Source organism: Breznakiella homolactica (genome assembly GCF_016616095.2).
GTDB lineage: Bacteria > Spirochaetota > Spirochaetia > Treponematales > Breznakiellaceae > Breznakiella > Breznakiella homolactica.
This window is the reverse complement of record NZ_CP067089.2, coordinates 3072281-3091857: the sequence shown is the minus strand read 5'-3', so window position 1 is coordinate 3091857 and position 19577 is coordinate 3072281. Positions and strand designations below refer to the sequence as shown.

Genomic DNA, 19577 nt, shown 5'->3' with positions numbered 1-19577 from the left:
CGCTGCCCGCCCGGATTTATATATGGACACCCTATGAAAATTTTAGCTTTAGGAACGTTATTGTTCCTTGGGTTTAGTATGGCGGCCGCGTCCATGGAATACCCCGCCAACAGCGTAATTTTTAACGGCGCCTTTGGCGCCGGAACATTCAGCGCCGGAGAACACGATGATGGTTCTGTTTTTTGGGGAGGCTCCCTGTCGGCAGACTGGATTCCCAGCGGAAAGACCGGTATTTCCTACGGCATTGAATCGGGGCTGGGCGGCGGTAAAACCGGGGACACCGCTGTCTTCGGTATCCCCGTAATTTTCCGCCTTGGCTGGCACCCGAAGTTCATCAGAAGTGAATGTATTGATATTTTTCTTCTCGGGAAAATCGGCTGGGCGTTCGGAGTATGGGGACCGCAGTTAGATGAAGACGCGGTTCCAAATGGTATAGTTTGCGGGATTAATATCGGCGGAAGGTATGTGTTCACCCCAGTGATAGGCGCTTACGCGGAAATCGGATATACGTATTATGGATTGGCCAGAAACAGTAAACACCCTGACTACCCATTAGGCTACGGAAGCGGCAAAATTTATGGGTCGGCGGGAATATCAATTTTTATACGGCACAGGAAGTGAAAAGAGCCATTGAAAACGCGGAGCCGTATTGCCTTTTGGGATCTAGCCGGAAAAGAATGGTAAATATAGAATGCTTCAGGCGCGTATCCGGATTGTTATTTATATTTTGATACAATAGGGATTATAAAAAACTATGTAAACCGCGGGAGAAAAAATAAAATGAGCGACATAAAATATTTTTATGACGGTCCGAAGTTTACTGATGTTTTTATTACTCCGGTACAATATAAACAGGAGTATTTTCAGATAGAAATTGAAATGGAATCAGAATTGTTTTTTGAATTAAGAAAACGAAATAATATCCTGCCGTATAAACTTAGTGACAGCGGCAAAAAAGAATTGGAAACTATTAAGCGTTATTTTTCTGAACATACAAAAACATTTTATTTTTTATTTGATAAAGAGGAAATTATCGGCAGTATTCTTTGGGTGAAAAATTATATTTCATCATTATCTGTTTTGAAAAAATATCAGAGAAAAGGATACGGCGAACAATTGATAAAATACGCGGTGAATACTATTTTTGATAACGGATATAAAACAGCTGAGCTGGATATTTTGGAAGGCAACATTCCCGCTGAAAAATTATATGAAAAAATCGGATTCAGGAAAAATTAACTCAGATACATGGTATCACGTTTATGGTTACAGTAAAATCCGGGCCGCCTGCCGGTTCAGCGATAAAAAACGCCCCGCGTTACACAGGGCGGTATAATACTGCCGCTTTTTAACATTACTATTGCACTACTACTTGATTAGGGGTTCCCGCAGGGGCGAAGTTGTTTTTAATCCAGCTATTCGGATAAGAACCGGTTGCGGCGGTTCCGTTAAATTCGTCCTGAAAAGACACAAATACCCCGCCGCCATTGCTGCTGTTAGCAGTATTGCCGGAAATCGTGCCGCCGTTCATAGTGAAGGTTGAAATGATAGCCATGGACACACCTCCGCCATTCATGCCAGCAGTGTTGTTACTTATGGTTCCGCCGCTCATGGTAAAAACCGCAGAGTTACTCATGGACACACCGCCGCCATTGCTGCTGTTAGCAGTATTGCCGGATATCGTTCCACCATTCATGGTGAGGGTTGCAGCGTTAGTCATGGACACACCCCCGCCGCCATCATTAGCAGTATTGCCTGAAATGGTTCCGCCATTCATGGTGAGAATTGCAGCGTTGTTCAAAGTCACACCACCACCGTGATCAGCGGTATTGTCTGAGATGGTTCCGCCGCTCATGGTAAAGTTTCCATACGTGTTAATATACACACCGCCGCCAAGAGTCGCACCGCCGCCATTATTAGCAGTATTGCCGGAGATGGTTCCGCCGCTCATGGTAAAGTTCCCATTCCAGCTAACATCCACACCGCCTCCCATATTGCCGGAGATGGTTCCGCTTTTTAGTTCCAGTGCCGCACCGCTATCGGAAACTTTCACTAATGAGCTGTCATTAACACTTCGTCCCTGAAGGGCCGGGCCGTCTATTACAAGGGTTTGTGTGAGAGAAGTTCCTAGTATATAGAACATGTTACCCGTGCTGCTCAGGGTCAGCGTACCGTCCCCTGTTAGTGTTACGGTCAGTTTGTCTACCGAACCAAAGGTAGAGCCGGTGCTGCCGGGAACCGGGACAGTCCCGCTGACAGTGATGGTATAATCCTGGTTGTTTCCGCCGTTTTTGATAATTTCTATGGCTTGATTCCAGTCATTGGTGGTTTGAACATTGCCGCCCTTATTTATTGTGCGTGTTTCGATGTGGGAGGGGTCTATTTCGCAGATCCGTGTTTCTTCGCCGGTCTCTGTCCATGTGGAGGCTTTTGTCTCCGTCCATTCACCCCAGGTGTGGGTATGTGGGGTATTGTCTCCGCCTGCTGGGCTGGAACAGGCTGTAAAAGCAAGAGCAAAGGTTACTAAAAGAATTGAAAGTGCTGTCCCGATAGATCTGTGAAAGAATGAAGCTATGGAAAAACCGCTTGAATAAACAACCATACTCATGTCTCCTATGTCGGGCACTTTTTATTCTATGTTTATACAGTACCTACGTCCTAAATATATCACGTATACTTATTTTTTCTATAAAATCTACTTCTACAGCCTTCCCCCCAACTCATAACACATACAGGCTCCCTTTCCTCTGGGCCTTTCTGTTTTGATGTATTTCCCGTTCTGCTGTATAATTTAAGATTATATAAAAACAGGACAGTTAAAAATGAATGGAAAAAAATGTCTGCTGTTTCTCATGTGTTCCATATTGCTGACGTCAGGATTCCCGGGATCTCTCGGCGCCCAGGAGAGCAATGCCGTGACTGAGCCGGCAGCTGCGGAAGCGGGGCCAGTTGCTGCTCCGGTAGCGGAACCGGCCGCCGGCGATCAGGGGGCGGCGGCGGAGATTACCCAGAATATCGAAGAAACGGTTTCCGGCGATACCCGGGAAATGACTTTTATCGTCCGGCTCGGAATCGCCGCGGCGATAGTCGCCGGACAGGCCCTGCTGATATGGCTGCTCTGGCTGTTCTTTAAATGGCTGGGAAAAAAGCTGAAAAGCTACGGGCAGACCCGCTTCAAGCCGCTGATGTTCAGGAAGTACCAGATCCTCAATACCAGCCAGATTACCAGCGCCGTCCTGCTGCTGCTGCGGATTTTGAAATACCTTATCACCATCTTCCAGCTGTACATCACCATACCCATCGTTTTCAGCCTTTTCCCGCTGACAAAGAATCTTGCCTCGGTATTGTTCGGGTATATCCTTACTCCCCTGAAAAGCATTGGACTGGGGATTCTTAAATTCATCCCGAATCTCTTCGCCATAGTTATTATTGTTCTGATTACCAGATATATACTGCGGAGTCTTAAGTTTTTCGAGGCCCAGATCCAGAACGGCAAACTCGTGATAAAGGGGTTTTACGCGGACTGGGCCCAGCCGACATTCAATATTCTCAAGATCTTTTTGTACGCCTTCATGGCGGCGGCTATCTATCCCCTGCTGCCCGGTTCGAATTCCCCGGTTTTCCAGGGGATTTCGGTGTTTGTGGGTCTTATCATATCCCTTGGTTCGACCTCAGCCATTGGCAACGTCATCGCCGGTATCGTCATTACCTATATGCGCCCCTTTAAAGCCGGGGACCTGATAAAGCTGAACGAGATAACGGGATTTGTGGTTGAAAAGTCGGCCATTGTGACCCGGATACGGACGTTTAAAAACGAATACGTGACGTTTCCGAATATGATGATCCTCACATCGGATGTGGTTAACTACACCACCTCTTCGGAGGAAAATGAAAACGGGTTAATCATCCATGTGAGCGTGACCATGGGCTACGATGTTCCCTGGCCCAAAATACATGAAATACTGATCGCCGCCGCGGAAAAAACCGCTCACATCGAGGCTTCACCCAAACCCTATGTACACCAGACCGCCCTGGACGATTATTACGCGAGGTATGAAATAAACGCCTACACCAAGGACGTGGCCGTGCTAATTTCTATCTATTCTGATTTATATAAAAACATCCAGACCGGATTTAACGAAGCGAAGATTGATATGAGATCGCCGGTATACCAGATTCTTATGCCCTTTAAGGGATAAGCAGACCTTATCCTTCCAGGTACAGCGGCATGTCAAAGGACAGCTCCGACGGTCCTTCTTCGGAATTGTCGTCGTTTACCACAGTCACCGACAGCAGCAGGGAACCGTCCTCCCGGAGTCCGAAATGGAGGGTCATGGATGCCCTGAGATCGGCGGGCACCGCCGATCTCCAGGTATACCGCTTCATGGTTTCCTGGCCGGGGCTTTCCTCAATATCCAGGCTTACATCCAGGTTGCCGTTTTCCATTTCCGTGATGAAGGCGACATCGTCCAGTTCGAGGCCCTGCTGTTCCGAAACCATGGCCTTAATCGCTTCGATTCCGTCATAATAAAATGATATGAGAAACGCTCTGCCGGTATTGTTCCTGTCCACTTCGCTGCTTACCAGCACCGATACTTCACCGACGTGCACCGGTTTCTGGCGGCTTATGCCGGAGAGGTCCGCGGCGTACAGCCCGGCGGAAACAAGAATCATCAGCACTGCCAGTCCGGCAAATTTCCGTATCATGGGAACTCCTTGCGTATGTATGACTACAGTATCGGACGGAAGGCGGGAAAACCGGAGTTTTTGAAGGGGTTTCTGTACGCCGCTATAACCCGGATTCCGTTACCAGTATGCGGGTTCCCGAAGATCTTCCCCGGGAATCAACCACCGTCAGATCCCATGTGCCCGGGCTTGGCGCCCAGACAAAGCGTTCGTCCGGTTTGGCCCTTCCGAGGAAAAGGGAATTGGCAAACCAGAACAGTTCCCCGCTGTCCTGGTCCGCGCCGGCCAGCAGCACCAGCCGGTTATACCGGTCATTGCCGGGCTGTATGACATAGTTGGTATTCGACAGAGGTGAGACAATCGATGGCGGAAATCCTCTGTTTATTGTTCCCGGGGTATTTTCGTCCGGCGGATACGGCGGAGGGGTGAGCCTCGGGAGCCCGGCTTGGTTAAAAATTTCCAGGAGATCCGTGGGCCAGAATTCCCGCACCTCTGCGCGGATATAATCTCTTTCGGTTTCATCGGTGCGGTAGCCGGTTCTCGTATCGATGTATATTTTCCGGTGGATGCGGCATTTCGTTATTGGCGAAGTGCCGGGAATAAACCAGGTTGAAACTGTCTGGGAGCAGTCTTCTCCGGGGATATCCCCGGAAACAGCGCACACCCGCACACTTGAGACCGTCCGGGGCGGAAGGGCTCGGTGCATATCCCGCGCGTCGGGTTGGTAGCCGGCAAGCACTGCGTCGATAATTCTGAACTGCAGCGGGGTGGCGGTGAGCCGTCCGATAAAGGCATTGTTTCCTTCTCCTGAAAAATTCCCGATCCAGACGCAGAGGACGTACCGGCCGAATACCGCGATGGACCAGGCGTCTTTGAAACCGATGGACGTGCCGGTTTTATACGCCACCGGAATATTTCGGCCGCCCTGCGGATGGGTTGTGTCCGGCGCCGGGTTCCGTTCCAGCATGCGCAGGGTTATCCACGCCGCTTCCGGGCTCAGCACCGCCGTGCTGCTCCCCGGCTTCGCGGGAAAATCAGGAAGGAACCGCAGTTCCTTTTTTATGCCGCCGTTAGCCAGGGCCGCGTACAGAGAACACAGCTCCATCATGGTAAGGTCCGCGCTGCCCAATACGGCGGACAAGCCGTAATGGTCTTTTTCCTTAAGACCGGTAATGCCGCCGGATATAAGGAAATCGTAGAGATCGGGGGAATCAAGATCCCTGGCCAGCTGTACCGCGGGAATATTGCGGCTGTCCGTTAACGCGTGCCAGGCCTTAACTGGCCCTTTAAATTCACTTTTATAATTATCCGGGGTGTATTCGTTGAATCCGACCGGGGTGTCCTTAAGCATTTTTTCGGGATGGATCAATCCCTGCTCAAGGGCAAGGGCGTAAATAAACGGTTTCAGCGTTGAACCCGGAGACCGTTTCGCGCTGGTTCCGTTAACCTGGCCGTGGATCGCGTCGTCGTAATAATCCGCCGAGCCCACCGCGGCCAGTACTTCCATTGTGGTGAAATCAAGCAGCAGGATGCTTCCGTTGGTGATTCCCCAGTTCCGGTTCCGTACGAGGTAGGATTCCAGTTCCCGCTCGCAGATATTCTGGAGCTGTATATCAATGCTGGTCCGGTACCGGTCGGCCGGAGGCAGAGAACGGGTATTGAGGTATTCCGTAAAATGGAGCGCCCGGTAGGGAAACCGGGCTTCTATGGCGGGGGCCATTTCCATTTCCGTGCTGAGGAGTATATCCTCGGGATGCTGCGCCAGCCATGATTCGTACAGCTTTTTCCGCGCGCTGAGCAGTTCCGGGGAAACGTATTTATTAAGCGGCGCCCGTTTGACGGGATTCTGGGGAATAACTACGAGGGTCAGAATTTCGCCCAGGGTCAGCTCTTTTATATCCTTGCGGAAATAATACCAGGCCGCCGCGGGATATCCTTCGATATTTCCGCCGCAGGGAACCAGGTTGAGATAGGCTTCCAGAATTTCCTGTTTTGAAAGGCAGATTTCCAGGAATAACGCCCGGAAGGTCTGGTTGATTTTTCCCGGCAGGGAACGGGTATGCAGTCCGTATTTTAGCCGGGCAAGCTGCATCGTAATAGTTGAGGCGCCCATCCTCCGGTCTTTTTTTACATAGGTTTCCCAGCCCGCCCGCAGCATGGCTCCAGGGTTGATTCCCATGTGGCCGTAAAAATACCGGTCCTCCTGGAGCAGCACCGCTTCTATAAGCTGTGGCGGAAATTCTCCCAGGGAAGTTTTGATCCGGTATTTATCATCCCCGGTGAGGAAGATATGCATGAGCGCGCCGTTTCTGTCGGTATAGGTCCGTGAAAAGGAAATTCCTTTATAGACCGTAAAAAACAGGACATTATATCCGAGAAAAAGCAGAAACAAAGCCAGAACCGCCGCGGCGGCTCCGGCCAGTTTTTTTTTCGATATCTTCCGGGGTTTATTCATTTTTCTGGATACTAAGGTTCTCCTGGGGTCTCATGGCCCATACGCTTTTGTCGTATAAGGCTTCGGCGAATAACGGCGGTACCGTAAAGTTGCCGCTGTTTATAGCCCTGGTGCGGTAGGTAAAGCTGCCGATGCTTGGTCTTACGGTACCGAAAACCACGAGGCGGTCTTCCCGGATGTCCACGTAATCCGGCCGCCATGAGGAGCCTGAGCCCGCCGCGCGGATAGACTCAATATCCGGTTCCAGGCCCGCGGGGAGCAGGTCGACCAGGGCAACGTCGTGGATGTCCCGGTTATTCAGGGTCCGGAAGTTCAGCTTTACCAGAACCGTGTCGCCGATTTTGACCGAATTTACGGGCTGGCCCGCTTCATTAAGGAATTCCCGGTACACTTCGATACCGTTTTTGGTTTCCGTTTTCGGGGCTTCCAGGTCGAATCCCGCCAGGGTTATCTGGTAGAACAGGTTAAGCCGGTCCTTGTTTTCCAGTTTTATCCCCTGGGCTTCCGCGGAGAAAGGAACGCTGAACAATTTTGTTCCCGCCGGCGTGAGAGCTCTGGTCTGTTTTTCCTTAAGAAGTTCTACCACGGTAAAGCTGCCGGTCTCCGCGGTGGGCACCGCTTTGAGATACGCGTCCACCGCCATCAGGGCGTAGCTCGCGGAGAAGGTTGTGTATGACTGCTGCTCCAGCTGCTGCGCCATGGATGTAAACAGGGATTCGGAAACATCCCGGAGCCGCTGCGGGAAATGCCGCGCCAGCATGTTGAGGTATACGGAACTGTACATAAGGTCATCGAAGTAACGCAGGGAGCTGTCTTTCTTCATGGATGATTTTATTTTTGAAAACAGCGATCCCGCGTCGGAATCCTTTTTGAGGAGCGCGTAGCTGCCGGCCAGGTACAGGCCGGGCAGATCGGTTTCCGCGTCCTTGTTGCTCCTGGTAATATCCCGCTTAAGGTTTTCTATCAATGAAGTGGTGACCGTTTCGTTGAGGGTCATGACGTAGATAGCGTACGCCCGGTTCGCGAGGTCGTACATGGAGGTTCCCGATCCGCCGGCGATGGTCCGGATGGACTGCAGGACCTGGTTCATAAACACCGGCGAAACGTAATAGCCCTTGTCCCTGGCTTCAATCAGAAAATGCGCGGCGTACACGGTTACCAGGGGAGACGACGGCGAGTTGGCGGTCCATACGCCGATGCTTCCATCTTCCTTTAGCCGAGACTGGATTATCCCAATAACGCGGTTCAATCCTTCTTCAGCCTGGTCTTTGGTGAAACCCAGCTCCCGGAACAATTCCGGATACAGAAAGGGGAATACGGAGCTGATTAACTGTTCAGTGCAGCCGTAGGGGAAGTTGTCCAGGAAGAAGAAGAGTCCCTTGGCCATGCCCACCGGAAGGTACGACAGTGAAACATCCCGGGTGTGGAATTCCTCGTAAACCTGCCGGTCAATGGGGACTTCCGCGGAGGTGTTTTTAATAGCCCCGCTGTACAGGGACACCCGGTACGGAACCTGGGGCCTGACGCTCATATAAGAAGCCAGTTCGGAGGTTTCCCCTTTATTGGAGGCGGCAAAACGAATTTCCGCCGCGCCCACAGGACCGGCGGCCTTAACCGGGATGGCTATGGTTTCATCCTTGCCTTCCGGAATAGTGAGGTTGAATTCTTTTTTGCCTTCAATGGTAAGGTGTTCGGAGGGAGAGACCTGCACACGAACCTGTCCGTCGCTGTCTTTTTGGTTATTGGTCACAGTCAGGGAGATTTCAAACTCGTCTCCCGGCGCGGCCATCATGGGAGAATTCGGGGAAATAATAAAGGTGCTTCTGATCAGGGACCGGTCTTCGGCGGCGCCCACGGCATCGTCCGAGACGGAGACCGCCATTACCCGGAGAGTCCCGTTGAAATAATCCGGTATCCGGTATGAGACGGACCGGGATTCCGGGCCCGTATCAACGATACCCGACCAGTACGCCACCGGCTCGTTCTGCCGCCGTTTAAAGGGATTGAGATTCCGGCCCAGTTCCTCATAGCCTTCGCCGCCGCCCATGGCCGCCATGGAACGGACGATGGAATACCTGGGCAGTATCAGGTCAAGGATCTGTGCTGTTTTTACCTCCAGCGCCCGTTTTTCGAAGAAGAAACCCAGGGGATTCGGGGTCTGGTATCCCGCGAGCTGGAGTATGCCTTCGTCCACCGCGTAGATAATTATCTTGCCCCGCCGGGATGATGAATAGTTAATGGTATAGTCTTTGCCCGGCTTTGCCTCTTCGGGAATGGTCAGTTTGATATGGTTGGTCCTGTTTTCCTTGCTTACGGAGAACGGAACCGATCCGTAGCTCAGGGGGGACATAAATATTTCCCGGGAATCCTGTGACCGGACATAGGTAACATTTACGTATCCGTTGCCTTCAAGCCCCGCGGGAACCCTGATGGTCTGCATGGTTGTTTCCCCGGTACCCTGGAACCATTTATAGGCGTAGACCTTATCCCGCTCAATGGTTATCAGCCCGGCGCCTTCATAGGGCGCTTTTATCATTACCTCGATGGTTTCGCCTTCGGCGAAGTCATTTCGGTTTAAGGTTAGTTCCAGTTCCGCGGACCGGTTGAGGCTCCGTTCAATGTTTTGTGTTCCCGCGATGGAAAACGCGACGCGGTTGTATTCGAGTTCGTCGGGGCCGGTGATGACCAGCTGGTATTCCCCGGCCTTATCCGATGGTATTTTGTACTGCAGCCCCTGGGCGGGGATGGTTACCTTTTCCGATGAAATGGGATATTCCTTCTGCACCGACTGGTATTTATACACACCGTTGGGCTGCTTTACCAGCACCGATACGTAGCGGAGTTCCGTGAGCGTAAAGGTAAGATCCGGTACGGTTGTTTTTTCCAGTCCGGGATTGACCGCGATAAAGGAAACCATGCGGGTTGTATCACGCTGGATGTAGTTTAAACTGCCGTCCGGTTTGTAGCCGATGAGCCACTGCAGCGGGCTGACATATACCGATGTCTGGGTTGATACGTTCCGGCCGCTTCCTTTTTCGAAGGCCTCGGCGTAAAACGATAATCGGTAGGTAGCTTTTTCGAATTTCTGGAGATTGAGTTCAAACTCGGCGGCTCCTTCGGCGTCGGTCTGCTGGGTGCCCAGAAATTCCTGGAAAGTGTTTTTTCCGAGGAACGGATCCTGGAACCGGTAATCCTGGTACTGCCGGAAATTCTGATGGCCGGGGGCAAGGGTAATCTGCGCTTTTACCTCGTTCCCCGCGGCGGGTGTTCCGAAGAGGTTGCGCACCGAAACGATACCGTTAAGCTGGGACGGCGTTATCCACCCGCCCCGGGGCAGGGGATCAAAGACCGCGGATACGTTCAGGGTATCGGGCAGGAACTCCTCGACCTTTACGGTCTGGGATCCCAGGAAGACCCGTTCTTCCTTCCGTTCATCCCTGATCACATACACCGAAACCGTATAGGTTCCGGTGGGGGACCACGCGTGGGTGCTGAACCGGATATCCTCAACCCCTTCCCGGGAAAGGGATATTCTTTGGTTTACTATTTCCGTGCCCCGGGAATCGGTAACTTTATATTCCAGCGGCGTCCGGGCGAGGTTGGCGCTCCAGTCGCCGGATTTGATAACCATTCCGATCCGCACTTCGTCTCCCGGCCGGTATATACCCCGGTCGGAGAACAGAAATGCCCGGAGTGTTTTCGGGTCCGCCGCTCCCTGGATTCCTCCGGTTTCAAATCCCGAATAATCGAGGCCGCGTCCGGCCGCGCTGAAGGGCATAAACGACAGATCGTCACCCCGGCGGACCGTAAATACCGTGGGGGCCCGTTCGTTGCGGTAATTCTGAAGGCCAGGAATCTGCACGTGGCCGTCCTGTCCCGTAACGGCCGAAACCAGCACGTTTCCGTTGAGTCCGAGGACCGAGACTTCCGCGCCGCTCACGGGATTGCCGGTCGCGATGGATTGGACAAATACATCCCTGGTTCCGTCGGTATTGGTCTTAACGAAAAATCCCAGATCGGTGACCATGATGAGCCTCCGGTCGGAGAACTGGGAATTCGGGTTTTCGCCCTGGACTTTAAAAATAAACAGTCCGTGACGGAGATTCTTTGACGGTATGGTCTCGAGGTACCGCGTAAAATCAAATGAGAAATATCCGATATCCCGCTCGCTGCCCAGAACAACCGAAGCCGATTCGGAATACTGTTCGGTTATATTGAATTCATTAAACGTGTAATTTCTGAACCGTATATTGGTCATATCCCCGCTGGTCTGTGAAACCAGGTGGTTGATATCATCCGGCCTGATACGACCGATGGTGTATTTTACTTTATCCACGCCCCGGGTAAGCATGGACAGCCGTTTATCCCCGGTAAATGAAAGAATAGATCCTTCCGAAAGGATGGCCAGTTCCTTGGGGTACTGCCGTACCTGGAAAATTGTCCCGAAGGGATCATTCAGGAAATATCCTCCGTAAAACTGAGCGCCGTTATTCAGTTTGACGTACAGGTACCGTCCGGGCTGGGCGGAGAATTTATAGCTGTTTACCGAATTGTATTTGAGTTCGTTCGGAATAGGTTCGAGTTCGACTTTCCGGGAGATGGTAAGCACCTCCGGAACCATTTCGTCGGTAGAGCCCCACCGGTAATTTTTCGCCTCTTTTATTCCCGGCAGTTCCGGCCGGTCCACGGGGAGTTCCCACACCGAGATGTTTTTGGAAAGTTCCTCCTGGTCTATTGATCCCTGGGTGGTGAGAATAAACACCTGGTCATACAGCTGTTCGCTGTTTTTTATCAGCTCATGGGAAACATTCTGAACATTTACATAAGAGGTCATTCCGGGAATTTCTACCGACGCGGTCCGCATTTCAGCGGGGCGGCCCTGGCCGCCTGACGCGGTGACGCCCTTTTGAAGGGTGATCTTCATGGGTACGGTTTTCGCGGGCATGCCGATGGGTTCCGAAACAATATACGCGGCGGTAAAGGTTTTATTATAAGAGACGGTATATGAATACTGTTTTTTCTGAAGCTGGCCGGAGCTGGAAGTAATCTGGGGTTCTATGACGATGCTGTTTTCGATGGTGGCGGGATCCATAGGATAATTGCTGGTGGCGGTTAACAGGACCCGTTTAATGCTGCTGTTTTCGGGGTCGATATAAAATTCTGCGGAACCGATATACAGCTCAAAATCATCTATTGTAAAAGATACGGAATTTTCTGTTTTTATATGGGAAGGGAAAAAATCCTTGCCGAAACTGACGGTGTATTTTTTTCCGATAGCCCAGGGCTGCGACGCGGTGAAAACCAATGACGTATCACCATCCCAGCGCCAGGTCCCCTGAATCGAAGGATTCACGGTTATTCCGGTTTCAACTTCTTTGTCTATCATCTCGAGCTCCGCCGCGGATCCGTTAAAGCGGATGACCAGGGGCTCCCATGTCTGCTCGTCGAGTATAAAGGAAGGACTGGAAACGGAAGACCGTATAACGATCGGCTGGGGTTTGCGGGACTGGTAAAATGAATAACCCACGAGGATCCCAAAAAACACAATAATCACACCCGCGGCAATGAGGGCTGTTTTTCTGATTGTTTTGGAATGTTCCCTGATCCATGGGAATACGGAGGTCTTTATCCGGTTTACCGCGATTTTTATGAATTCCGGAGGAGAATACCTCCCCAAGAAAAAATGTATCCAGTTTCTCGGTTCCTTATCAGAATTACCGGCCATAGTTGTTTTTCCCTCCCTGATGGATTAGTCTTCCGTAGAGTAATTATTATTCATTTTCATACATATATATAGTGATATTTTCTGTAAATATCATGGATTATTATATAATCTTTAATATATGAAAAGGTAGTTAAAGTCATTAAATTCAGTTCCTGATGGAAAGAATTAGCTAATTCTTTCCATCAGGAACATGTAGAATCGGAAATAATCAAATAATTGTAATTATTTGATTATAATTGCCATGGGGAGATTGTATGTCCGGCAGTACCAATGAAAATATGCGTGTACGGAAACTGGGTCCGGATGATCTGGAGCAGTACAATGATCTGCTGCGCTACGCGTTCCAGGTAACCGAGGAGGAACTCCAGGAACTCGGCTGGGAAGATGACGATATCCGGCAGTCGAAATTTCCTGTTCTGGAACGGGCCAGTGTCCTCGGGGCTTTTGACGGTGACAAACTGGCGTCCCAGTTCGCGGTGTATCCCCTGAAGATGAACATCCACGGCGCGCTTTGTGATATGGGGTTCGTGACCAGTGTGGCGACCTACCCCGAGTATACCGGTATGGGGCTCATGTCGCGGCTTATGCGGCAGAGTCTTACGGAGATGCGGGATAACGGCCAGTGCATCGCCGTTTTGTATCCCTATTCATTCCCCCTGTACCGCCACCGGGGCTGGGAAATCATTTCCGATAAAATGTCATTCCACATAAAGGATACCCAGCTCCCGAAAAACATCGCCGTTCCCGGGTATGTCCGCAGGGTCGACGACGACAGTCCCGATTTTATGAAACTCCACCGGGATTTCGCCCTCAAGACCCACGGCTGCATCCTCCGGAACGAACTTGCCTGGGAGGAGTACTGGCGCTGGGATACGGATGATACGGAAATCGCCGTTTATTACACGGAACAAGATAAGCCCGCGGGGTACATGGTCTACATGCTCAAGGACGACATCATGCATATCAAGGAAATGGTGTACCTCGATCTGGAAGCGTGGAAGGGGCTGTGGAAATACATCGGAGCCCATGATTCCATGATCGACGCCGTAGATGGCAACAACTATTCCGGGGAAACCATAGCGTTCTGGCTTGAGGACAGCGATATCAAGGAAACGGTCCGTCCCTATATTATGGGCCGTATCATCGACGCGGAACGGTTCCTCGGGCAGTACCGGTTTATTAATCCCGGCCGGGAGGAAACAATTTCCTTTATCGTAAAGGACGACTTCCTGGAATGGAACAGCCGGACCTTTACGGTTACCCTGGGGAAGGGTGCCGCTCCGGAGATCGGCGGCAGCGGGCAGGGCAGGACCGTCGGGCTGAGTATCGCCACCCTGACAACCATGCTGCTCGGGTATAAGCGGCCGGGCTATCTGCACACCGTGGAGCGGATCGAAGCGGATTCTAAAACAATAGAATTCCTTGAAGGAATTATTCCCCGGGAAAAACCGAATATTTCCGATTACATCTGATTCCGCGGAACCGTTACGGGGATTCTGATTTCGGTGCGGAATCCGCCGGACCCGGTTCTGTAGTGCAGCTCCAGCTCCGGGGCATCGGCCAGTTCGTATCCCGATACCGGGAACCACCCGGTAAAGATTCGCTCCCACAGCGGGGCGGCCTTTTCGGCGGCACCGGCCCGGTCCGGAGCGTTAATCTCAAATACCGCCCAGGTTCCTCCTGGCACATCCAGAACGGTAAAATCCCGGGTATCGGTACCGTCCGCCGCGGTATAGCCGATGAGGTAGGTGTAGCCCGAATCGGTGCAGCGGTATATGGCGGAATGGACCGGCACGGCGCCGGAAATTCCCGCCGCTTCCCTGATCCGGTCTATGGAACCGTCTTTCAGTTTTTCGTACCAGAATGCCGGAACCTCCGTGAGATTCCGGCGGTCCAGGGTGCTGATTTCCCGTGTAACTCCGAACAGTAAAAATCCTTCATGTTCCTCAATGCGGTAATCCATTGGGGTTCCTCCCTGAATTGATACGCGGAAACCCAGGACCGGGCAGGACTTCAGGGGGATTCCCGGCTTCCTGGCTTCCGAAGGGGTCACACCGTGCATGGCCTTAAACGCCCTGGCGAAGGATTCCGGCGAATCGTAGCCGTACTTTACCGCCAGGTCTATGATCTTCGGGCCGCCGCCCTGCAGTTCAAATGCCGCCATGGTAAGCCGCCGCTGCCGGATATACTGGGACACGGGCATGGCCGCCATAAACGAAAAAATCCGCTGGAAGTGATGGATTGAGCAGTTTGCCAGGGCCGCCGCCCTGCGGATATGGATATCCCCGCCGAGATGGTTTTCGATATACGCCACGGCGTTGTTCATCCGCTCTATCCACCGGGCATCCTCTCCGCTGAAAGCGGTATCCCGTATTTTTCTGCGCCAGTCCCTCATGGTTTCTCCCTTCAAATAATACCGTCTTTCCGTCAAACCTGCCTGACAATTTGTGCCGGAGATTGTCAGGCGCTGCCGCGGATTTACGATGATGGGTTCAAGCGGTTGAATTTTATTCAATAATAATTTTATATCATCTTTATTCTCTGCTTTTTTCTAGAAAAAATTAACCGCCGGTCGCAGCCAATAAAGGAGTGATGTATGATAATGAGTAAGATCCGTAACTGTATTCTGTGTTTGACTGCCGGGTTTCTGCTGCTGGCAATGAGTTCCTGTACCGCCACACCCAAGGTCTTTTATACCTTTGACGACGCTCTGCCGCAAAGCGAAACCACTTCTTTGGTACTGCCCCTCACCGACATCAGTGTTACCAGTTACAATGGTATAACCGTGGATTGGTCCACAGGACTGTCTTTGATGGGAAAATTCGGGGAAATAGTCATTCCCGCCGGAGAGACACATATTACGTTTGACCTGCATTATATGCGCAGCGGCGGTTATATCAGCACCTCGATACTTGGAGGCGATCTGGAACTGCAGTACAATTTTGAGGCGGGGAAAAAGTATTTTATTTATTATCCCAACGGCGGCGAGTATCTGGACATCTATCTATTGGAACGGGATGAAAAAATTACAAGCAAAGTCTTAAAGCGGGACCATGTATCGATTAAAATCGGGGATATGCAGTAAAGCAGTAATCTCCGCCGGGGATTCCGTAAATTTACCGGATAAAAGCGGGAGGTTCGGATGTTTTTAAGAAAGATGTTCATCATTCTCTTATTATCAATAACCGCGGCGGTGTTTTCCCAGGAAAACAGGAATCAGCTTTTTTTATACATTCCCTTTGAGGAAGACATGACTGATTTTCTTAATATGAACGCCTACCTGAAGGCGTGGGATGAAAATCAGGTAACCGTTAACGATGAACAGCTGAACGCATTATGCGTGAATTATATCGGCGAAGATTCTCTCCAGAGCCTTCAGTTTGAGACGTTTCTGCGGTTTACCAAAAACAAAAATATACAGAACAGGATACTCAGCTACTTCGACGGGAACGGCATCAACGATACCTTTGCCGCCGCGCTGCGCAAACTCTACGCCGCGGAAAAAACTATCAGAACCCAGGACGGCCGGGACGTTATACAATACAACTACCGCGATTCGGAATTCGATGAAAACATCAATCTTTTTTCATTCAAAGAAGTTTCCGCCTTCGGCACTGAGCTGGGACTGCTGCTGCATGACAATGACTGGTCAATGCTTTCCATAACCCCCGAAGCCGCGGGAGAGAAGGAGGAAAGCTTCTTTTTAATCTACGGCGGCGGGACAAATTCCATGACGATTCAATTTAAAAAATATTACGAAACAAAAGAAGAGGAAATTAATTCCAGAATCAACGAAAATTTTTACCGGGAAAAATACAAGGAAAACTGGGTTATGACGGACATCCCCTTAGCCGGGATTCTGGAACGGTCCGGGGCGGAAAAAATTATTATCGGCCACGGGCTCGGTCCCGATATAATTGAAACCATCGAAACCGGAACTTTTAACGTGTACCTCTATGACAGAGAAACGGAAATCCTGTACGAAGTCAGCTATTTTATGAACTTTTCCCCAAAAAATATCCATTTTGCCGGGAGAGACAGGATATTCAATTACCTTTTCTTCCAGCTGCTGTTTGTTTTTATAAACACCTGATGTACCACGGAACAGGCCGGAAAAACCCTATGACCGTAAGTGACTACCTGGAAAAGCAGTTCAATATTACACTGACCCGGAACGCCGCGGCGCTGATCGGCAAGGGCGCCTTTCCGGTTGATTTTCCCCGGGGCACTATTGTTCTGCATGAAGGGGACCGGGCTTCGAATCTGTACGGAATTGTGTCCGGACTCGTGAGGGGTTTTTACATTGACAGCGACGGCAATGATGTTACCAAGTGCTTCAGCGCTGAGCGAGAGTTTTTCTCCACCGAGGGATTCAGGACGGATTCGGCTTCGTCGTTTTCCGTGGAATGCCTGGAAGACTGCACCTGTATCCGGTTCCCATATACCCTTATCCGCGGATGCATGGAAGAGGATGAAGGAATACGGAACACGGTGAATACGCTTTTTCTCAGGGAAGTGGAAAAACTTGAAACCCGGGCCCGGAAACTGATGGTGCTGGATGCCGAAGAACGGTACCGTGATTTCTGCCGGGAATACCCCGGCTTGCTGTCCCGGGTTCCGCTGCTGCATATAGCCTCCTACATCGGGATCAGGCCGGCCTCGCTGAGCCGGATCCGGAAAAAAATTCAGAAAAACACTTCCGAATTAACCTAGGTGAATTACAGCGCCGCTCCGTTTCTGTACCTTGGAAAAAACAGGAAGGAGTGTTTGTATGAAATACGCTATGATCACCGGGGCGACCGGCGGGATCGGATACGAACTGGCCCGGGTTTTCTGCCGTGAAGGCTGCGGGGTTGTTATTGTCTCATCGGACAGCGAAAGGCTGGAGAATACCAAAAGAAAACTGGAAAAGGAATTCGGAGCCGCGGTAACGGCGTACGAGCAGGATCTTTCCCTGCCCGGAGCGGCGGTATCGGTATACAGCCGGGTAAAGGCGGATGGTATAACCCCTGACGTGCTGGTAAACAACGCCGGGTTCGGGCTGGCCGGCGCCGCGGATAACATTGATTTTGAGCATGAAGAACGGATGATGGTCCTGAACATGATCAGCCTCTCCCAGCTGACGAGACTGGCGCTGACGGATATGTACGAACGGAGATCGGGGAAAATACTGAATGTCTCCTCCATCGGCGGCTTCCAGCCGGGGCCGTACACCGCTTCTTATTTTGCGGGCAAGGCTTTCGTAACAAGCTACAGCCGGGCCGTACGGTTTGAGGCGCGGAAGAAAAACATTGATGTATGCATCCTGTGTCCGGGGGCCACCCGGACCGGTTTTTTCAGAAAAGAAGGAACGGAAACACCATCAAACGCCATGGACCCGGAGACAACCGCCCGGTACGCGTACCGGCAGCTGATGAAAAACAGGGAGTTTATTATTCCCGGTTTTCTGAATAGAATCATGGTACAATTTCCGGTAAGGCTGAAGATGGTGTATGTGGCCCGGAGCAAAGCCCCAGAAGCAGCGACCCGGTGACGGAGGTTTTGGATGGGATCCATGTTTGAAGAGATAACGGCCCGGTATACAGCAACGGGAGATACGGCTGCCGACATTGTCGGGTTGATTGAAAGTTACCATAAAGACGAACTTATTCAGCATGTAAAAAACGTCGCGGAAAAGAGCAGGGAACTGTCCGTACTGTTTGACGCGGATCCGGATAAGGCGGAACTGGCATCCTTTTTCCACGATGTCAGCTGTGTCATTCCCAATGATCAGCGGCTGGGTGTCGCCGAAGGATTCAATTTGGAGATCTTCGAAGAAGAGCGGGTTTTTCCGATGATACTGCATCAGAAACTTTCCGCCGAAATCGCGGAAAGAATATTCGGAATCCGGGACACTGAAATCCTGAGCGCCGTACGCTGCCATACGACATTAAAGGCGAACCCGTCAAAGCTGGACATGATCGTTTTCATCTCCGATAAAATTCGATGGGACCAGGCCGGAAGGCCGCCGTATCTGGATTTGGTGGAAGACAATCTGAAGGTATCCCTGGAAGCCGGTACAAAAGCGTTTGTGAATTACCTTATCGAAAACAAAGCATCATTAAAAGTAATGCATCCCTGGCTGCTTGAGGCGTATGAGTGGTTCAGATAAAGAACCGTTTCTGTTTTCCCGTGAATGAGGAGCAGATGACTTTGTACACGCACACGTTCCGCAGATGATTCTCCCCGTAGGTGTACTCCCGGGAGTCGTCGGTCTGGTGTTTCATGATGGTATTCAGGGCAAAGGTTTTTTCTTTGTCGTCTTCAATAAATGATACCGTCCCGAACCCGATCACACTCCGGTAGGCGAATCCGTAGTCACAGGCGTGGGGCCCTTCGATAAGGGTATGGTCTCCGTCCATCTCAAAACAGACAGTGCCGTTCTTTTTCATGATATCGATTTTTTCGCCGGTTTTGGCGCTGTGGAAATACAGAACCATCCGGTCCCCTTCAAAGGTATATCCGAAATTCAAAGGTACAATATACGGCCGGTTATTGTCTGCCATGGCGAGCCTGCAGACTTTGCATGAATTGATGACTTCGAGAATTTCGTTTACATCCGTTATTTCCCGGTCTTTTCTTCTCATACAATTCATCTCCTTGCTATCAGCATAACGCAAAACCAAATCCGTTGAAATAGACAGACGGCAGCCGCGGCCGGTACCTTCCCGG

15 protein-coding genes are annotated in these 19577 nt (G+C 51.0%); 9 read left to right on the top strand and 6 right to left on the bottom strand.

Features of this window, described 5'->3' with window-relative positions; all coding sequences use genetic code 11:
• Positions 1-33 precede the first annotated feature (33 nt).
• Both JFL75_RS13920 and JFL75_RS13915 read left to right on the top strand, forming a co-directional pair.
• Entirely contained in the window at positions 34-621 is a 588-nt protein-coding gene (locus JFL75_RS13920; protein ID WP_215627280.1) for a hypothetical protein, read from the top strand.
• 159 nt (positions 622-780) lie between these two features.
• Entirely contained in the window at positions 781-1239 is a 459-nt protein-coding gene (locus JFL75_RS13915; RefSeq protein WP_215627279.1) for a GNAT family N-acetyltransferase, read from the top strand.
• Positions 1240-1357: 118 nt separating this feature from the next.
• Here the strand turns inward: JFL75_RS13915 and JFL75_RS13910 are convergent, their stop codons facing one another.
• Positions 1358-2602: a right-handed parallel beta-helix repeat-containing protein gene (locus JFL75_RS13910; RefSeq protein WP_215627278.1), complete on the bottom strand. Its 1245-nt coding sequence runs from the start codon at positions 2600-2602 to the stop codon at positions 1358-1360.
• A 220-nt stretch (positions 2603-2822) separates the two neighbouring features.
• On the opposite strand from JFL75_RS13910, the gene JFL75_RS13905 reads away from it, so the two are divergent.
• Positions 2823-4199: a mechanosensitive ion channel family protein gene (locus JFL75_RS13905; protein ID WP_223292656.1), complete on the top strand. Its 1377-nt coding sequence runs from the start codon at positions 2823-2825 to the stop codon at positions 4197-4199.
• Between the two features lie 7 nt (positions 4200-4206).
• Here JFL75_RS13905 and JFL75_RS13900 read toward each other — a convergent pair whose 3' ends face one another.
• The 3 genes from JFL75_RS13900 to JFL75_RS13890 all read right to left on the bottom strand — a co-directional run bounded on the left by JFL75_RS13900 (position 4207) and on the right by JFL75_RS13890 (position 12866).
• Positions 4207-4707, bottom strand: a complete 501-nt coding sequence (locus JFL75_RS13900) for a hypothetical protein (protein WP_215627277.1) — start codon at positions 4705-4707, stop codon at positions 4207-4209.
• Positions 4708-4789: 82 nt separating this feature from the next.
• Positions 4790-7141, bottom strand: a complete 2352-nt coding sequence (pbpC, locus tag JFL75_RS13895; protein WP_215627276.1) for a penicillin-binding protein 1C — start codon at positions 7139-7141, stop codon at positions 4790-4792.
• The gene (locus JFL75_RS13890) at positions 7134-12866 is read right to left on the bottom strand and encodes an alpha-2-macroglobulin family protein (RefSeq protein WP_215627275.1); all 5733 of its coding nucleotides are present in this window, start codon (positions 12864-12866) and stop codon (positions 7134-7136) included. The genes pbpC and JFL75_RS13890 overlap by 8 nt, the downstream gene beginning before the upstream one ends.
• Positions 12867-13120: 254 nt before the next feature.
• Here JFL75_RS13890 and JFL75_RS13885 point away from each other — a divergent pair, with 254 nt between their 5' ends.
• The gene (locus JFL75_RS13885; protein WP_215627274.1) at positions 13121-14338 is read left to right on the top strand and encodes a GNAT family N-acetyltransferase; all 1218 of its coding nucleotides are present in this window, start codon (positions 13121-13123) and stop codon (positions 14336-14338) included.
• Here the strand turns inward: JFL75_RS13885 and JFL75_RS13880 are convergent.
• A complete protein-coding gene (locus JFL75_RS13880; RefSeq protein ID WP_215627273.1) occupies positions 14329-15261 on the bottom strand; it encodes an AraC family transcriptional regulator in 933 nt (310 codons plus the stop codon). The genes JFL75_RS13885 and JFL75_RS13880 overlap by 10 nt on opposite strands.
• A gap of 201 nt (positions 15262-15462) precedes the next feature.
• Between JFL75_RS13880 and JFL75_RS13875 the strand changes: the two genes are divergently transcribed.
• From JFL75_RS13875 to yqeK, 5 genes are read left to right on the top strand one after another with little or no spacing between them, the layout of a single operon-like run.
• Complete coding sequence (locus tag JFL75_RS13875; protein WP_215627272.1) at positions 15463-15951, top strand: hypothetical protein; 489 nt, start codon at positions 15463-15465, stop codon at positions 15949-15951.
• Between the two features lie 57 nt (positions 15952-16008).
• The gene (locus JFL75_RS13870; protein ID WP_215627271.1) at positions 16009-16959 is read left to right on the top strand and encodes a hypothetical protein; all 951 of its coding nucleotides are present in this window, start codon (positions 16009-16011) and stop codon (positions 16957-16959) included.
• 29 nt (positions 16960-16988) lie between these two features.
• Positions 16989-17579 carry a Crp/Fnr family transcriptional regulator gene (locus tag JFL75_RS13865; protein WP_215627270.1) on the top strand — a complete coding sequence of 197 codons (591 nt, stop codon included), beginning with the start codon at positions 16989-16991 and terminating at the stop codon, positions 17577-17579.
• Positions 17580-17637: 58 nt separating this feature from the next.
• Positions 17638-18399: an SDR family NAD(P)-dependent oxidoreductase gene (locus tag JFL75_RS13860; protein ID WP_215627269.1), complete on the top strand. Its 762-nt coding sequence runs from the start codon at positions 17638-17640 to the stop codon at positions 18397-18399.
• 12 nt (positions 18400-18411) lie between these two features.
• Positions 18412-19017 carry a bis(5'-nucleosyl)-tetraphosphatase (symmetrical) YqeK gene (gene yqeK / locus JFL75_RS13855; RefSeq protein ID WP_215627268.1) on the top strand — a complete coding sequence of 202 codons (606 nt, stop codon included), beginning with the start codon at positions 18412-18414 and terminating at the stop codon, positions 19015-19017.
• On the opposite strand, the gene JFL75_RS13850 is transcribed toward yqeK, so the two are convergent.
• Positions 19010-19492 (bottom strand): pyridoxamine 5'-phosphate oxidase family protein, encoded by a 483-nt coding sequence (locus tag JFL75_RS13850; RefSeq protein WP_215627267.1) that lies wholly within the window; start codon positions 19490-19492, stop codon positions 19010-19012. The genes yqeK and JFL75_RS13850 overlap by 8 nt on opposite strands.
• Positions 19493-19577: the final 85 nt, after the last annotated feature.

Excerpts from the sequence above, each read along its gene's own strand:
- pbpC (WP_215627276.1), bottom strand. The coding sequence starts at position 7,141 with ATGAATAAACCCCGGAAGATATCGAAAAAAAAACTGGCCGGAGCCGCC.
- JFL75_RS13905 (WP_223292656.1), top strand. The coding sequence starts at position 2,823 with ATGAATGGAAAAAAATGTCTGCTGTTTCTCATGTGTTCCATATTGCTG.
- JFL75_RS13915 (WP_215627279.1), top strand. The coding sequence starts at position 781 with ATGAGCGACATAAAATATTTTTATGACGGTCCGAAGTTTACTGATGTT.
- yqeK (WP_215627268.1), top strand. The coding sequence starts at position 18,412 with ATGGGATCCATGTTTGAAGAGATAACGGCCCGGTATACAGCAACGGGA.
- JFL75_RS13850 (WP_215627267.1), bottom strand. The coding sequence starts at position 19,492 with ATGAGAAGAAAAGACCGGGAAATAACGGATGTAAACGAAATTCTCGAA.
- JFL75_RS13875 (WP_215627272.1), top strand. The coding sequence starts at position 15,463 with ATGATAATGAGTAAGATCCGTAACTGTATTCTGTGTTTGACTGCCGGG.
- JFL75_RS13910 (WP_215627278.1), bottom strand. The coding sequence starts at position 2,602 with ATGGTTGTTTATTCAAGCGGTTTTTCCATAGCTTCATTCTTTCACAGA.
- JFL75_RS13885 (WP_215627274.1), top strand. The coding sequence starts at position 13,121 with ATGTCCGGCAGTACCAATGAAAATATGCGTGTACGGAAACTGGGTCCG.
- JFL75_RS13900 (WP_215627277.1), bottom strand. The coding sequence starts at position 4,707 with ATGATACGGAAATTTGCCGGACTGGCAGTGCTGATGATTCTTGTTTCC.
- JFL75_RS13920 (WP_215627280.1), top strand. The coding sequence starts at position 34 with ATGAAAATTTTAGCTTTAGGAACGTTATTGTTCCTTGGGTTTAGTATG.
- JFL75_RS13865 (WP_215627270.1), top strand. The coding sequence starts at position 16,989 with ATGACCGTAAGTGACTACCTGGAAAAGCAGTTCAATATTACACTGACC.
- JFL75_RS13890 (WP_215627275.1), bottom strand. The coding sequence starts at position 12,866 with ATGGCCGGTAATTCTGATAAGGAACCGAGAAACTGGATACATTTTTTC.
- JFL75_RS13880 (WP_215627273.1), bottom strand. The coding sequence starts at position 15,261 with ATGAGGGACTGGCGCAGAAAAATACGGGATACCGCTTTCAGCGGAGAG.
- JFL75_RS13870 (WP_215627271.1), top strand. The coding sequence starts at position 16,009 with ATGTTTTTAAGAAAGATGTTCATCATTCTCTTATTATCAATAACCGCG.
- JFL75_RS13860 (WP_215627269.1), top strand. The coding sequence starts at position 17,638 with ATGAAATACGCTATGATCACCGGGGCGACCGGCGGGATCGGATACGAA.